Source organism: Thioalkalivibrio thiocyanoxidans ARh2, from assembly GCF_000385215.1.
GTDB lineage: Bacteria > Pseudomonadota > Gammaproteobacteria > Ectothiorhodospirales > Ectothiorhodospiraceae > Thioalkalivibrio > Thioalkalivibrio thiocyanoxidans.
In genome coordinates this window covers 13,163-27,888 of the sequence record NZ_ARQK01000060.1, presented here as the reverse complement: position 1 = coordinate 27,888, position 14,726 = coordinate 13,163, and the positions used below count along the sequence as shown (strand labels likewise).

At 65.8% G+C, this 14,726-nt stretch carries 12 protein-coding genes; 6 read left to right on the top strand and 6 right to left on the bottom strand.

What is annotated here, in order from left to right:
- Positions 1 to 11: 11 nt before the first annotated feature.
- From frr to rpsB, 4 genes are all read right to left on the bottom strand, one after another.
- Positions 12 to 569, bottom strand: coding sequence for a ribosome recycling factor (gene frr / locus G372_RS0111860; protein WP_019624388.1), 558 nt, complete (start codon positions 567 to 569; stop codon positions 12 to 14).
- Entirely contained in the window at positions 562 to 1,299 is a 738-nt protein-coding gene (gene pyrH / locus G372_RS0111855; protein WP_019624389.1) for a UMP kinase, read from the bottom strand. The genes frr and pyrH overlap by 8 nt, the downstream gene beginning before the upstream one ends.
- A 122-nt stretch (positions 1,300 to 1,421) precedes the next feature.
- Positions 1,422 to 2,291 (bottom strand): translation elongation factor Ts, encoded by an 870-nt coding sequence (gene tsf / locus G372_RS0111850; RefSeq protein ID WP_026279036.1) that lies wholly within the window; start codon positions 2,289 to 2,291, stop codon positions 1,422 to 1,424.
- A 112-nt stretch (positions 2,292 to 2,403) separates the two neighbouring features.
- Positions 2,404 to 3,186, bottom strand: coding sequence for a 30S ribosomal protein S2 (gene rpsB / locus G372_RS0111845; RefSeq protein WP_019624390.1), 783 nt, complete (start codon positions 3,184 to 3,186; stop codon positions 2,404 to 2,406).
- A gap of 294 nt (positions 3,187 to 3,480) precedes the next feature.
- On the opposite strand from rpsB, the gene map reads away from it, so the two are divergent.
- Together map and glnD are read left to right on the top strand one after the other, a co-directional pair.
- A complete protein-coding gene (map, locus tag G372_RS0111840) occupies positions 3,481 to 4,266 on the top strand; it encodes a type I methionyl aminopeptidase (RefSeq protein WP_018864508.1) in 786 nt (261 codons plus the stop codon).
- Positions 4,267 to 4,270: 4 nt separating this feature from the next.
- Positions 4,271 to 6,952: a [protein-PII] uridylyltransferase gene (gene glnD / locus G372_RS0111835; protein ID WP_019624391.1), complete on the top strand. Its 2,682-nt coding sequence runs from the start codon at positions 4,271 to 4,273 to the stop codon at positions 6,950 to 6,952.
- Positions 6,953 to 6,986: 34 nt separating this feature from the next.
- Here glnD and G372_RS0111830 read toward each other — a convergent pair whose 3' ends face one another.
- The gene (locus G372_RS0111830) at positions 6,987 to 7,748 is read right to left on the bottom strand and encodes an OmpA family protein (protein ID WP_019624392.1); all 762 of its coding nucleotides are present in this window, start codon (positions 7,746 to 7,748) and stop codon (positions 6,987 to 6,989) included.
- Positions 7,745 to 8,848 (bottom strand): hypothetical protein, encoded by a 1,104-nt coding sequence (locus tag G372_RS0111825; RefSeq protein WP_019624393.1) that lies wholly within the window; start codon positions 8,846 to 8,848, stop codon positions 7,745 to 7,747. The genes G372_RS0111830 and G372_RS0111825 overlap by 4 nt, the downstream gene beginning before the upstream one ends.
- Positions 8,849 to 9,126: 278 nt before the next feature.
- On the opposite strand from G372_RS0111825, the gene G372_RS0111820 reads away from it, so the two are divergent.
- From G372_RS0111820 to G372_RS0111805, 4 genes are all read left to right on the top strand, one after another.
- Positions 9,127 to 9,519, top strand: coding sequence for a DoxX family protein (locus tag G372_RS0111820; protein WP_018864512.1), 393 nt, complete (start codon positions 9,127 to 9,129; stop codon positions 9,517 to 9,519).
- 242 nt (positions 9,520 to 9,761) lie between these two features.
- Entirely contained in the window at positions 9,762 to 12,572 is a 2,811-nt protein-coding gene (locus G372_RS0111815) for a bifunctional diguanylate cyclase/phosphodiesterase (RefSeq protein ID WP_019624394.1), read from the top strand.
- Positions 12,573 to 12,660: 88 nt separating this feature from the next.
- Positions 12,661 to 13,281, top strand: a complete 621-nt coding sequence (wrbA, locus tag G372_RS0111810; protein WP_019624395.1) for an NAD(P)H:quinone oxidoreductase — start codon at positions 12,661 to 12,663, stop codon at positions 13,279 to 13,281.
- 107 nt (positions 13,282 to 13,388) lie between these two features.
- Positions 13,389 to 14,726, top strand: coding sequence for a TRZ/ATZ family hydrolase (locus G372_RS0111805; RefSeq protein ID WP_019624396.1), 1,338 nt, complete (start codon positions 13,389 to 13,391; stop codon positions 14,724 to 14,726).

Here is a 14,726-nt window from a genome sequence, read left to right as displayed (position 1 = left end):
GAGGTGGCCGGTCAGACTTCCATCAACTCGGCTTCCTTGTCCTCAAGCAGTGCATCGATCTTCGCAATGTGATCATCGGTGAGCTTTTGCACCTGTTCCTGTGCCTTGTGCTCGTCGTCTTCCGAGATCTCCTTGTCCTTCACCGCCTGCTTGAACGTGTTGTTGGCGTCGCGCCGAATATTGCGTATCGCGACACGCGCATTCTCGGCCTCGGCCCGGACCACCTTCACCAGGTCACGGCGCCGCTCTTCCGTCAGTGCCGGCAACGGCACCCGGATCACCGTACCCATGCTGGCCGGATTCAGACCCAGGTCCGAGGTCATGATCGCCTTCTCCACCTTGGCCACCATGTCCTTCTCGTAGGGCACTACCGCCAGCGTGCGCGAGTCCTCGGCATTGATATTCGCGACCTGATTGATCGGGACTTCCATCCCGTAGTATTCGACATGCACATGCTCGAGCAGACTGGGGTGCGCACGCCCCGTCCGAATCTTGGCCAACTCGTGGCGCAGCGCCTCGACGCTCTTGTCCATGCGCTCGCGTGCATCCTTGATGGTGGCTTCAGTCATCTCGGGATCCCTCGACCAGGGTGCCCACCGGCTCGCCCATCACCAGCCGCCGGAGGTCCCCTTTTGCAAACATGTTCATCACGCGGATCGGCAGGCCGTTATCGCGGCACATGACCAGCGCGGTCGTGTCCATCACGCCCAGCCGGCGCTCCAGCGCATCGTCGAACGTCAGGCGCTCAAAGCGCCGTGCATCCTTGCGCGTCATGGGGTCCGAATCATAGACCCCGTCCACCTTGGTGGCCTTGATCATCAACTCGGCGTTGATCTCGATGGCGCGCAGCGCCGCGGCGGAATCCGTAGTGAAGAACGGGTTACCGGTCCCCGCGGCGAACACCACGATCCGGCCCTTCTCCAGATGGCGCACGGCCCGACGCCGAATATAGTCTTCGCAGACCTGATTGATGCGGATGGCCGACATCACGCGGGAGAACCGCCCCGCGCGCTCGATCGCATCCTGAATCGCCAGGGCATTGATCACCGTCGCCAGCATGCCCATGTGGTCGCCCGTGACCCGATCCATGCCCCCCTGGGCAAGTCCGGCGCCACGGAAGATATTGCCGCCTCCGATCACGATGCCGACCTCGACACCCATGCTCGAGAGTTCCGACACCTCTTCGGCGACCTGCGCCAGGACATCCGGGTCCACCCCGTAGGATTGCTGCCCCATCAGGGCCTCCCCGCTCAACTTCAGAAGGATGCGCCTGTACGCGGGTTGCCTGTCCTGACTCATTGGGCTCCTTTATCGGGCTCGGGTCCTGCGCCTGCCATGTGTATAGCCGGATGCCGGCCGGGGTCCGGTACGAGCGCGGCCCGCGCCCGCACCGGGAGTCTACGCCAAAGCGATCCGGCGAATCAGGCCCCGCGGGCCTGCGCCATCACTTCTTCGGCAAAGTTCTCTTTTTTCTTCTCGATGCCTTCGCCCACCTCGTAGCGCAGGAAACCGGTCACCGAGGCACCCTTCGATTCCAGAAGCTGGCCAACGGTCTGGTCGGGATCCTTCACAAACGGCTGGCCGACCAGGGTGATCTCGCCGAGATACTTGCGAATGCGGCCTTCGATCATCTTCTCGATGATGTTTTCCGGCTTGCCGGACTCCTCGGCCTGCGCCTTGAAGATCGCCCGCTCCTTGTCGAGCAGATCCTGCGGCACGCCGGATTCATCCACGCACACCGGCTTGGAGGCGGCGATATGCATGGCCACGTCCTTTGCCAGGGCCTCGTCGCCCCCTTTCAGGCTGACCACCACGCCAATCCGGGCGCCGTGCTGGTAAAAGCCCAGGGCGTCCGCGGCCTCCAGACGATCGAAACGGCGCACCTGGACGTTCTCGCCAACCTTCGCGATCAGCTGGGTCCGGTGTTCCTCGAGGGTCTGACCATCGACGGATTCCGCCATCAGGCCTTCCACATCGGCCGCGCCAGAGCTCAGCGCAACCTGGGCGCACTGTGCAGCAAAGGCACGGAAGTTGTCGTCGTTACCGACGAAGTCGGTCTCGCAGTTGATCTCCACCAGCACGGCCTTGTTGCCCTCGGTGACGATCTCGACGCGACCCTCGGCGGCGACACGGCCGGCCTTCTTGTCCGCCTTCGCCATACCGGACTTGCGCATGGCCTCCACGGCGGCCTCAAGGTCACCGCCGGTCTCGGTCAGTGCCTTCTTGCATTCCATCATGCCGGCGCCGGTGCGCTCGCGCAGTTCTTTCACTTGAGCAGCAGTAATCTGCATCGGGATGTACTCCTGAAAAATTCGTCAATCAGGCCGGCTGCGCAGCCATCCGCAGCCGGCCCCTGGTTCAGTCGGCCCGGTCGCGATCACGCACCCCGGGCCCGCAGCGGGTTCAGGCCGGGTTGGCCGGGGCCGCTTCACTCGATTCGGAACCGCCGTCGGTCGCGGTGTCTGCACCCGCGAACTCGTCCTCGGACACGCCACCGGTGGATACCGCGCCCTTGGCCTCGATGATCGTATCGGCGATGGCCGCCACGTACAGCTGGATCGCGCGCATCGCGTCATCGTTGCCGGGAATCACGTAGTCCACGCCTTCCGGCGAGTGATTGGAATCGACCACCGCAACGACCGGAATACCGCGCTTCTTGGCCTCGGCCACCGCGATCTTCTCGTAGCCGACGTCGATCACGAACATCGCGTCGGGCATGCGGTTCATGTCCTTGATGCCGCCCAGGCTGCGTTCGAGCTTGTCCTTCTCGCGGCGGCGGGTCAGCGCTTCGCGCTTGTTCAGCACCTCGAAGCTGCCATCCGCGTCCATGGTCTCCAGGTCCTTCAGGCGCTTGATCGACTGCTTGACCGTGCTGAAGTTGGTCAGCATGCCGCCCAGCCAGCGGTGGGAGACGTACGGCATGCCGCAACGGCGCGCCTCTTCACCAACCACTTCACGCGCCGAACGCTTGGTCCCGACGAACATGATCTTGCCACCGTCCGCGGCGATCTTGCCGAGGAAGTTCAACGCATCGTTGAACATCGGCAGGGACTTCTCGAGGTTGATGATATGAATCTTGTTGCGTTCCCCGAAAATGTACGGGGCCATCTTGGGATGCCAGTAGCGGGTCTGGTGGCCGAAGTGCACACCGGCTTCCAGCATCTGTCGCATGGTCACGAGGGACATAAGGTTTCTCCTGTAACGGGTTGAGCCTCCACGCATCCCGATCTGAAACCCGAGCACGAGACCAAAGCCTCCTGGCGGGCACCCGACAGACCGTGTCGATGCGTGTGTGGATTAAAGGTTCGCGAAGCCGCCGACTGCCGACCGCTTCCCAGCCCCGCCGAATTGCCAGCGAGGCGCGCGCTTTATAGCATAGGTGGCTGACTCGAACCAACTATCCGGGCCCTGTATGGCGCCGTGTCGCGGGCTCCGAAAGCCACCGCGCGACACCCCTCACAGGTCTCGACCGGAGCCCCCATGTCCGTAACCATCAAGACCCCCGAAGAGATTGAACACATGCGCGTCGCCGGCCGCCTGGCCGCCGAGGTGCTGGAGATGATCGAGCCGCATGTGCAGGCCGGGGTCACCACCGGCGAGCTGGACCGCATCTGCCACGACTACATCGTCAACACCCAGGGCGCGATCCCGGCGCCGCTCAATTACCGGGGCTTTCCCAAGTCGATCTGCACTTCGGTCAACCATCAGGTGTGTCACGGCATCCCGGGTGACCGCAAGCTGAAAAACGGCGACATCCTCAATATCGACATCACGGTGATCAAGAACGGCTTTCATGGCGACACCAGCCGCATGTTCGTAATCGGCAAGCCCAGCATCCAGGGGCAGCGCGTGATCGACGTCGCCCGCACCAGCATGTATCTGGGTATCCAGCAGGTGCGTCCTGGCGCCACGCTGGGCGACATCGGGCACGCCATCCAGACCTACGCGGAAAGCCAGCGCTGCTCGGTGGTGCGCGAGTTCTGCGGCCACGGTATCGGGCGCGGCTTCCACGAAGATCCGCAGGTACTGCACTACGGCAAGCCGGGTACCGGGCTGAAGCTCGAAGAAGGCATGTGCTTCACCATCGAGCCGATGATCAATGCCGGGCGCCGGCATACCCGGATCCTCGCCGACGGCTGGACCGCCGTCACGAAGGACCACAGCCCGTCCGCGCAGTGGGAGCACACCCTGCTGGTGACCGCAGACGGCTACGAAATCCTGACCCTGCGCAAGGACGAGACACCACCCCAGGAACTCGCGGCCTGAGCCCATGAGCACCCTGCCCGCCGGCGGCACCCCCAACGAGGCCGACACCCCGGCGTTCTCGCCCGACTGGGGCGAGGACTACCAGCGCCTGAGCCGCAACCCCGGCAACATCGGCCTGTTCCGCGATCGTCGGCGGGCGATCCTCGAACAGCAGTACCAGGGTTTTCGCGACGGCATGCCGATCGAGGACCTGATCCTCGGCCACGCCCGGCGCATCGACGAGATGCTCAAGCTGATCTGGGCCCAGCAGGGCCTGGCCGACGACGACCGCCTGTGCCTGGTCGCGGTCGGCGGTTACGGCCGCGGCGAGCTGCACCCCGCCTCCGACATCGACCTGCAGATCGTGATCGACGGCACCACGGACCGCGCGGTATTCGACCGGATCAGCGCCTTCGTCACCTTCCTCTGGGATATCGGCATCGAGGTCGGCCACAGCGTGCGCACCATCGAGGACTGCACCCGCGAGGCCCGCGACGACATCACGGTCGCGACCAACCTGATCGAATCGCGTTACTTGAGCGGCAATCTCGGCCTGTTCAACGATTTTCGTGCCGCTATCGACTCCGATCGCATCTGGGACTCGCGCAGCTTCTACGCCGCCAAGCTCGCGGAACAACAGGCCCGGCACCGCCGCTTCGGCGAGACCGGCTACCGTCTGGAACCCAACGTGAAGGAGGGCCCGGGCGGGCTGCGCGACATCCAGATGATCGGCTGGGTGACCAAGCGCCACTACGGTGCCGAACGTATCGAGGAACTGGTGTCGCTGGGCTTCCTGCGCGAGGGCGAACTCCACGAGATGCTGGAGGGCCAGAGCTTCCTCTGGCGCGTACGCTTCGCGCTGCACATGCTGGCCGGGCGCCGCGAGGACCGGTTGCTGTTCGACCTGCAGCGCCAGCTGGCCAACACCTTTGGCTTCGTGGACCAGAACCACAACCGTGCGGTCGAGCAGTTCATGCAGCGCTATTTCCGCACCATCAGCGATCTGGAGCGGCTCAACGAACTGCTGCTGCAGCACTTCAACGAAGCCATCCTCGACGATCCCAGGGACCTGCAGGACCCGGTCCGCATCCATCAACGCTTCCAGGTCCGCGGCGGCTATCTGGAGGCGGCACACGACCAGGTCTTCATGATCTACCCGCCGGCCCTGCTGGAGGTCTTTCGCCTGCTGCAGGAGCACCCGGAGATCCAGGGCATCCGCGCGTCGACCATCCGCCTGATGCGGGCCCACCGACACCTGATCGACGGTCATTTCCGCCGCAACCCGGTCTGCCGCGCCCTGTTCATGGACATCCTGCGCGCCCCCCGCGGCATTACCAGCCAGCTGCGCCGCATGAACCGCTACGGCGTGCTGGGCAACTACCTGCCGGCCTTCGGACGCATCATCGGGCGGATGCAGTACGACCTGTTCCATGCCTACACGGTCGACGAGCACACCCTCAACGTCGTGCGCAACGCGCGCCGACTGGCCCTGCCCGAATTCGCCCACGAACAGCCGCTCGCCTACCGCATCTACACCGAGCTGGAACGACCGGAACGGCTCGTACTGGGGGCCCTGTTCCATGACATCGCCAAGGGTCGCGGCGGCGACCACTCGGAGCTGGGGGCCCACGATGCCCTGCACTTCTGCCAGCAGCACGGCCTGTCGGACGAAGACGCGGGGCTGGTGGCCTGGCTGGTGCGTTCCCACCTGCTGATGTCGCTCACCGCCCAGCGCAAGGACATCTCCGATCCGGATGTCGTGCTGGCCTTCGCCCGCGAGGTGCGCACCCGCGACCGCCTCGACTTCCTGTACCTGCTGACCATCGCCGACATCCGCGGCACCAACCCGGAGCTTTGGAACAGCTGGAAGGACTCGCTGCTGCAGACCCTCTACCACGCCACGCGCAACGTGCTCGAACGCGGGCTCGACGCGGCCCCGAACATGGACGCGCAGATCCGCGAGACCCGCGGCGAGGCCCTGCAACTGCTCGAGGACAGGGGCTTCGGCACGGGCGAGGCCGAGGCCCTGTGGGACGAACTGGACGACGAGTACTTCCTGCGCCACTCGGCGGACGAGGTCGCCTGGCACGGACAGGCGCTGCTGCCGCTACAGGCCGACGAACTGCCGCTGATCCTGGTGCGCCCCAAGACCTCGCGCGGCAGCACCGAGATCTTCGTCTACGCCGAAGACCATCCCTACCTGTTCGCCCGCATCACCAGCGCACTGACCCAGCTGGGCCTCGACATCGTCGACGCCCGTATCATCACCACGGCCGGGGGCCGTACGCTGGACACCTTCCTGGTGCTGGAGAGCGGCGGCGGCCAGACGGTGGATGCCGGCTACCGCAGCGACGAGATTCGTCAGTACCTCGCGAACGAACTCGCCCGCACCGATGGCGAAAAGACCCCGGTGAGCCGCCAGCTGCCGCGCCGCCTGAAGCATTTCGACGTCGATACGCGGATCGAATTCGAACCCGCCTCGGGCGGGCAGGCCACGCGCATGCGCCTGCGCGCGCTCGACCGACCCGGACTGCTCTCGACCATCGGCCACGTCCTGGCCGAGCACGCGATCGATGTACGCACGGCCCGCATCGCTACCGCCGGAGAGCAGGTGGAGGACAGCTTCCTGCTGGAATGCAACGACGGCGGGGCCCTCTCCGAGGACCAGCAGGAGTCCCTGCGCGCGGCCCTGCTGGAACGTATCTGACGGACACCCGCGTCACGAGTCCGCAGCACAACGGTCAGGGCGAACGCGCCTCCAGCGGCACCGGCGACGGGCGGGCCTCGGCGTTGCCCAGCAGACGCGCCTCGAAGTCCGTCAGCACGCTGAACTCCACCCGCCGCGAGGCCTCGCGGTCTTCCCGTCCGTCCTCGTCCAGCACCCGCCGCGAGGAGGACAGGCCCACCGCCGCGACGCGCGAGCGGAACCAGTCATCCTCCTGCAGGGGTTCGAGCCGGTAGGCATGCTCGAGCACCGCCCGGGTACGGCGCTGGCTCAGATCCATGTTGCCGAAATAGGCATCGAGCGCATCGTCGCTCCCCGCCCATTCGCTGGAGGTATGGCCCTCGATGCGCACCTCGCGGATCACGTCCGCAAACGGGCGCAGCTGCTCGGCGTAGCGCGGCATGAAGTCGTCAAGGATCGCCTCGAAACGCGGGCGGATACTCGCGGAACTGCGCTCGAACAGCACCTCGGGCTCGCGAAAGCGCAGCGTCAGGGTGTCGCGGTCGAGTTCCGCATTCCAGCGCGGCAGATCATCGCGAAACTCCTCCTCCAGCACCGAGTAGATCGCTGCGCGCAACGCGGCGGCCTCGTTGCGCACCTCGACATGGGCCGCGCTGGAGCGCTCGACCTGCACCATGTGCAACAGTGCCAGGAACAGGAAGATCATCATCAACGCGGCCATCAGGTCCGCCACCGCCAGCCAGTGCGAGCCCTGATCCGCCTCGTGGGTTACGCCGCCAGCGCGTGCACGGCGTTGCAGCCACCAGCGCAGGATCACGACCGCGCCCCCACGGACTCCGTCGGGTTCGCGACCCCCATCGCGAACGCCTCGCCGCGCCAGCGCGACTCGGCCGCGCGCCCGGACTGCACGGCGTTCTCGATGCTCTCCAGCATCGCCTCGAGCCGCGCATCCATCGCCGGGAAGGCCTCGGTGGCCCGGTCACGCAGCGCCGCGATGGCACTCAGCAGGGCCTCCAGCTCCACCGTCTCCCGGCGCAGACTGGCCAGCGTCGCATCCTGCTCCTCGACATGCCGGGTAATCTTCAGCGCCTGCCCGGTCAGGCGCTCCAGCGCACCCTCGCTCTGCTCGACGCCCTCGCGCGCCTGATCGAACGCCCGGTGCAGGGTATCCATCTGCTCGCGGTAGCGATCCTGCCAGTCCACCAGCCGCGCCACCGAGTCATCCAGCCGGCGAAAGTTCTCGCCGAACTGCTCGCCCAGGCGATCATTGAAGTCGCGAATGACCTGCTCCAGCGCGGCCACCAGATGCCCGCTGCTGAGCTCGCTCATACGATCCGCCAGCCCCTCCAGGCTCTGCTTCAGCTCGTGGTGCTGACTCTGCAGCCGCTCGTCCAGGCGGCGGTCCATCTGCTGCACCGCCTGCAGCAGGGCGCGCGTCGCATCACGCTGCTCGGCCAGCACGCGCTCGGGGTCAGCGCTGGCCTGGGGATCAGCCGCGTCGTCCGGTGCCTCGACCGGGGCCGGCATCATCACCTGCAGCACGCGCAATACCGATGCCAGGAGGATCCCGACGATGCTGGTCACGAATGCGAGCTTGAGACCCTCCAGCAGGGCCGGGATACTCGCCTCCACCCGCGCCGCGTCGAAGTCGATCAGCCCGATCGCCACCCCGAGGAACGTCCCCAGCACGCCCAGCGTGGTCAGCAACCCCGGCGCAGCGCCCTGAAACGCATTCGCCCGGCGCAGCGTCAGCGCCATCAGCGCCGCCAGGAACAGCGCGAACAGCAACAACGAAAAGGCCCCGATAACGGTGAGCGGGGTCAGCCCCTGCAGGGTAGCGAGCAGCGCTTCGGCTACCCGGTCGAAAATGGTCATCTCGATTCCTCCGGCCGCGCCCGTCGGCGCGGTGATCTGCATGCAGGAACACCCGTATGCAAAATCAACGCCATCGTGCTCGCCGGTGAAGAAATCCGGCTGATCGGACGGCCCATATCGAGATTCCGTCAGCTGCAGCGACCTTGAGACCCGCCAATGCGCCAATTACTTGACGCACAACGCCTTGCCCGGCGGACAAGCGGGGCCACCCAGGCGCTGACGGGTCCCTGAACGCCTCGCCCCGGATGATCTAGACTCCCGCCCAATGCCACCGCGCACGAGCCGCCACGCTCTGCGAGCCACCAAAAGGGGAGACACCAATGGGCAACCTGCTGGACGACAGTGGAAAGCTGATCCTGCGACTCGCTCTGGGCGGCATGATCCTGCTGTACGGGATCGACAAGATCTCCGGAGGCGTCGGCCACATCGAGGGGATGCTGGCCGACGCCGGGCTGCCCGGGATCCTGGCCTATGGCGCCTACATCGGCGAGGTGCTGGCGCCCGTCCTGTTGATCATTGGCCTGTATGCCCGCATTGGCGCCGGACTGATCGCGGTGCATATGGTCTTCGCCATCGGGCTTGCCCATGCCGACGAAGTCGTCCAGCTGACGCAGCACGGCGGATGGGCCATCGAACTACAGGCCATGTTCCTGTTCGCTGCTATCGCCCTTGTCCTGACCGGTCCGGGCCGTCTCGCCATCAACCGTTACTAGGTGTGGAGTCTCACGAGGTTGTCGTCAGGTAGGCCGAGCACGCTGAGGGGGACACCCGCGGCCACGCCCCCAAGGTCTGAGGAAAATCAGTCTCCCTTCAGGTAGGATGACCGACCTTGTAGGCGCTGAAACCCGGTCTATACGGGTACCTCCGGACGGTCCATGGTGCGACTCCTTCCTGCATTCAAGCTGCACGGCGTCATGCCGGTTCGCGCCCGCTCCGGCGGGCTGGCGAGGCCTGCGTGCGCCTGAACGTCGCGTGGCAGATCATTATCGGGACCGTCGCGATTCAGGTCGCGATGGTCGCCGTGCTGCTCTTTAGTGGAATCACTCAGGTCCAGCAGAATCAGCAGGAGGTCCTGGAACGCACGGCCGAGCAACAGAGCCGGCTACTGGAATCGGCCCTGACGCACGGCCTGGCCGATGGCGACTCCGACATGCTGCAGGGCCTCCTGGACCGGCTAGGCGACGACTCCAGCGTCCTCTACTCCATCGTCCTTGATGCCGATGGTCGTCCGGTGGCCTCGGTCGGCGTCGCCCCGGATGAACTCCCCACGCCCGAGGCCCGCGTGCGCAGCGAGGCCGGCCAGGTCGAGATCGCGCGCAGCATCGAGCTGGACGACCACCACCTCGGGACCGTGGTCGTGGGTTATTCGACCGAAGCCATCGACCAGCTGTCGGCAAGCCTGCTGGAGCGCAATGTCCTGCTGGCGCTGGGGGTCCTGGGCCTTTCCATCCTCGCGGCCATCGTGTTCGCCCTGATGACGACCCGGCGGCTGCGCCTGCTCCTGCAGGGCGGCAAGGCCCTGGAAGCCGGGCGCCTGGACCACCGGGTACCGATCGCTTCCCGCGACGAGTTCGGCGATCTCGCCCGGACCTTCAATGACATGGCGGCCCATCTGGGCACAACACAATCGACCCTGCAGCAGCAAAACCAGCAGTTGAATCGCTCCGTGGCCCGACTGGAATCCATGCTGGGCGGGGCCAACGCGATCCTGTGGGAGGCGAATCCGGACACCCACGAATGGGAGTTTGTCGCCGGCGACACGCGCAAACTGCTGGGGTTTCCCTCGCGCAACCTGGGGCGTGGCGAACTCCGGGCCCGGCACATCCACCCGGACGATCTGCCCCGCGTCCGCGAAGCCACACGCGAACCAGGCGTGGAGCCGAAGGTCGTGGATTATCGCTTCGCCCATCGCGACGGACAGTGGATCTGGCTGCGCGACATCCTCTCCTGGGCCGAAGATTCGGACAATCGGCGGAGCCTGCGCGGCCTGACTCTGGACGTGACCGCCCACCGGCGCGCCACGGCGGCCCTCCGGGAGAGCGAGAACCGCTACCAGGACGTGGTCAACCACATCTCCGAGGTCATCTTCCGTACCGACGCCGAAGGCCGCTGGACGCTGCTGAACCCGGCCTGGGAGGCCCTGACCGGCTTCCCGGTAGAGCAGACGCTGGGACAGCCGATGTGTGCCTATGTCGATCCTCTGGACCGCCACGATGCGGAGGCCTTCTGTTCCACACTGCTTGAAGGCGGCACCCATGCCCAGTCCGAGGAGATCCGCCTGCGCACGCACGACGGTGGATATCGCTGGGTCAGCATCTATGCCAGTGCGCGTTTCGATGACGACGGCCAGGTCATGGCGACGTTCGGCACCATGATGGACATCTCCGATCGCAAGAAGGCCGAAGAAGAGATTCGTCGCCTTGCCTTCTTCGACGAGCTGACCGGGCTTCCCAATCGCACGCTGCTGCATGACCGACTGGGCCAGGCACTCGCCAATACGGCACGTACCCGCCACCACGGCGCCGTCCTGTTCATTGACCTGGACAATTTCAAGGACATCAACGATACCCTGGGGCACGCGGTCGGGGACGATCTGCTGCGCCAGGTCGCCCAGCGCATGTCCAATTCCGTGCGCGAGGCCGACACGCTGGCGCGCCTGGGCGGCGACGAGTTCGTGATCATTCTCAATGATCTCCACCCGGATCCGTCACAGGCCGCTACCGAAGCGGAGGCCGTTGGACGCAAGCTGATCACCCTGTTGCGCGACCCCTTCGAGCTTGCCGGCCAGAACCGGCACATCACACCCAGCATCGGGGCCACCCTGTTCAGTGGCCACAGCCTCGGCGTCGAGGAGGTCCTGAAGCAGGCCGATCTGGCGATGTATCGAGCGAAGAATGCCGGCCGCAATACCGTGCGTTTCTACGACCCCGAACTGCATCGCGCCGTGGAGGCTCGTTTCGAGCTCGAAAGCGAGCTGCGCGAGGCGCTCGACCAGGATCGGTTCACCATCGCCTACCAGCCTCAGGTCGAGGCCGATGGCCATGTAATCGGTGCCGAGCTGCTGCTGCGGTGGCCCCATCCGCAACGCGGCGAGATCGCCCCTGCCGAGTTCATCCCCGTCGCGGAACAAACCGGGCTGATCGTACCCATCGGGCGCAAGGTCCTGCGCACCGCCTGTCGCCAACTGGCCGCCTGGCGAGATACTGCGCCATTTTGCGAGCTGACCCTCTCGGTCAACGTCAGCGCTCGACAGTTCCGCCACACGCAGTTCGTCCACCACTTGCGCGAGATGCTGCGCGAAACCGGCGCTCCGCCCAACCGACTGAAGCTCGAGCTGACCGAAAGCATGCTGCTCGAGGACGTGGACACGGTAATCACCCACATCGACGAGCTGCGGACGCTGGGTGTCGAGTTCGCGCTGGATGATTTTGGTACTGGCTATTCCTCCCTCGCCTACCTCAAGCAGCTGCCGCTGTCCCAGCTGAAGATCGACCAGTCCTTCGTGCGCGACGTACTGGATGACCCGAACGACGCCGCAATCGCGCAAATGGTGGTCAATCTCGCCCATACCCTGGACCTCGACGTGATTGCCGAAGGTGTCGAAACCGCCGAGCAGCGGGCCTTCCTGTTCGGCCTGGGCTGTCGCCACTTCCAGGGGTATCTGTACGGCTACCCCGGCGACCTCAAGGGACTCGAACAGGCTGTGCTCGAGGCGTCTGCCGAACACCAGAAGACCATCCACCAGGTCAACCACAATTCGAATTAATCGAACTATAACGCCATAATAAAGCCATTTTCGTTCGCTTTGATGGGACTTACTCTGGGGGTATCTTCGAACCCGCGAGGTCCTTCCCATGAGCACCAAAGTCCTGATCCTGTACTACTCCACCTGGGGCCACATCGAGCAGATGGCCGAGGCCGTCGCCCGCGGCGCCCGCGAGGTCACCGGCACCGAGGTCACGATCAAGCGCGTCCCGGAACTGATGCCCGAGGATGTGGCAAAACAGGCCGGCGCCAAGCTGGACCAGGCCGCTCCCATCGCCAAGCCAGAGGAACTGGCGGACTATGATGCGATCATCATCGGCACTCCGACCCGCTATGGCCGCATGTGCGCGCAGATGGCCAACTTCCTCGACCAGACCGGCGCGCTGTGGTTTGGGGACAAGCTGGTCGGCAAGATCGGCTCCGTATTCGGATCCACCGCCTCGCAGCACGGCGGCCAGGAGACCACACTGGTCTCGACCATCGTCAACCTGATGCACTACGGCATGACCATCGTGGGACTGCCCTACAGCGAGAAGCGCCTGCTCGACATGAGCGCGATCAGCGGCGGCACACCCTACGGTGCCACCACCCTGGCGGACGGCGACGGCTCGCGCCAGCCGAGCGAGAACGAACTCGCGATGGCGGCCTCCCAGGGGCGGCACGTCGCCGAGGTCACTCGAGCCCAGGTCCTGGGACGCCAGGCCCAATAACGGATCTGACACCCGGGGAGACACTGAGCAGTATTTCCCTGACGGGGCGGCCTTCGCCGCCCCTTTGCGGTAACATGCGCGGCCGAATTCCCTCGATCTAGCCTCCCATGTCGACAACCCGAATCCTGGTTCTCAGTGCCTCGCAGATTCTGCCGGTGATCCCGCGCGACACGGTGCTCGTCGATCACGCACTGGTGATTCGCGACGGCATCATCGAGACCCTGCTGCCGCGCGAAGAAGCCCTCGCGCAGTACCCCGATGCCGAACATCTGCACCGCGAGGGCCATGCCCTGATCCCGGGCCTGGTCAACGTGCATACCCACTCCGGCATGAGCCTGCTGCGCGGGCTGGGCAGCGACCGCCCACTGATGGACTGGCTCAAGCGCTACATCTGGCCGGCCGAAGGGCGCCTGCTGTCGCCCGAGTTCGTGCGCGCGGGCACGCGCCTCTCGGTCGCCGAGATGCTGCGCGGCGGCACTACCTGCTTCAGTGACATGTACCTGTTCGTCGACGATGCCGCGCGCGTGGTCGACGAAACCGGCATCCGTGCCGCACTGGGGTTGACCGTGTTCGACTTCCCGACACCCTGGGCCCAGACGACGGACGAGTACTTCCAGCGCGGCGCCGAGGTCGTGGAGAACTGGCAGCACCACGACCGCATCCACTACACCGTGGCGCCGCACGCCCCCTACACCGTCGGCGACGAGAGCCTGCAGCGCGTGGCGGAGCGTGCCCGCGAGCTGGCCGTCCCCATCCACATGCATGTGCACGAGACCGCCGGCGAGATCGCCGATGCCGAACGCGACCACGGCGAGCGGCCGCTGGCCCGGCTGGCACGCCTGGGCCTGCTGGACCAGCCGTTCATCGCCGTGCATATGACCCAGGTCAGCGCACAAGACCGCGATTTGCTGCAAGGGCGTCCGGTGTCGGTCGCACACTGCCCGGAATCCAATCTCAAGCTCGCCTCGGGCTTCTGTCCGGTCGCCGAACTGCTGGACGCCGGCATCACCGTGGGCCTGGGCACCGATGGTACCGCCTCCAACAACGACCTCGACATGAACGGGGAGATGCGCACGGCCGCGCTGCTGGCCAAGGGCGTCAGTGGCGACGCCTCGGCCCTCCCCGCCACCGCCGCACTGGAGATGGCCACGCTGGGCAGCGCCCGAGCGCTGGGCCTTGCCGACCGCATCGGCACCCTGGAACCGGGCAAGCAGGCCGACGTGGTCAGCATCGATCTCCGCGCCATCGAGCTGCAACCCGCCCACGAACCCGCCGCCCAGATCGTCTATGCCTCCACCCGCGATGCCGTGACCGACGTCCATGTCGCCGGACGGCCATTGCTCAGGGACCGGGAACTGCTTACGCTGAACCTGGACGAGCTCCAGGCCGAGGCCCGCGAATGGGGCGCGCGCGTGCTGGAGATCCAGCGCGAACTGGCCGCGTAA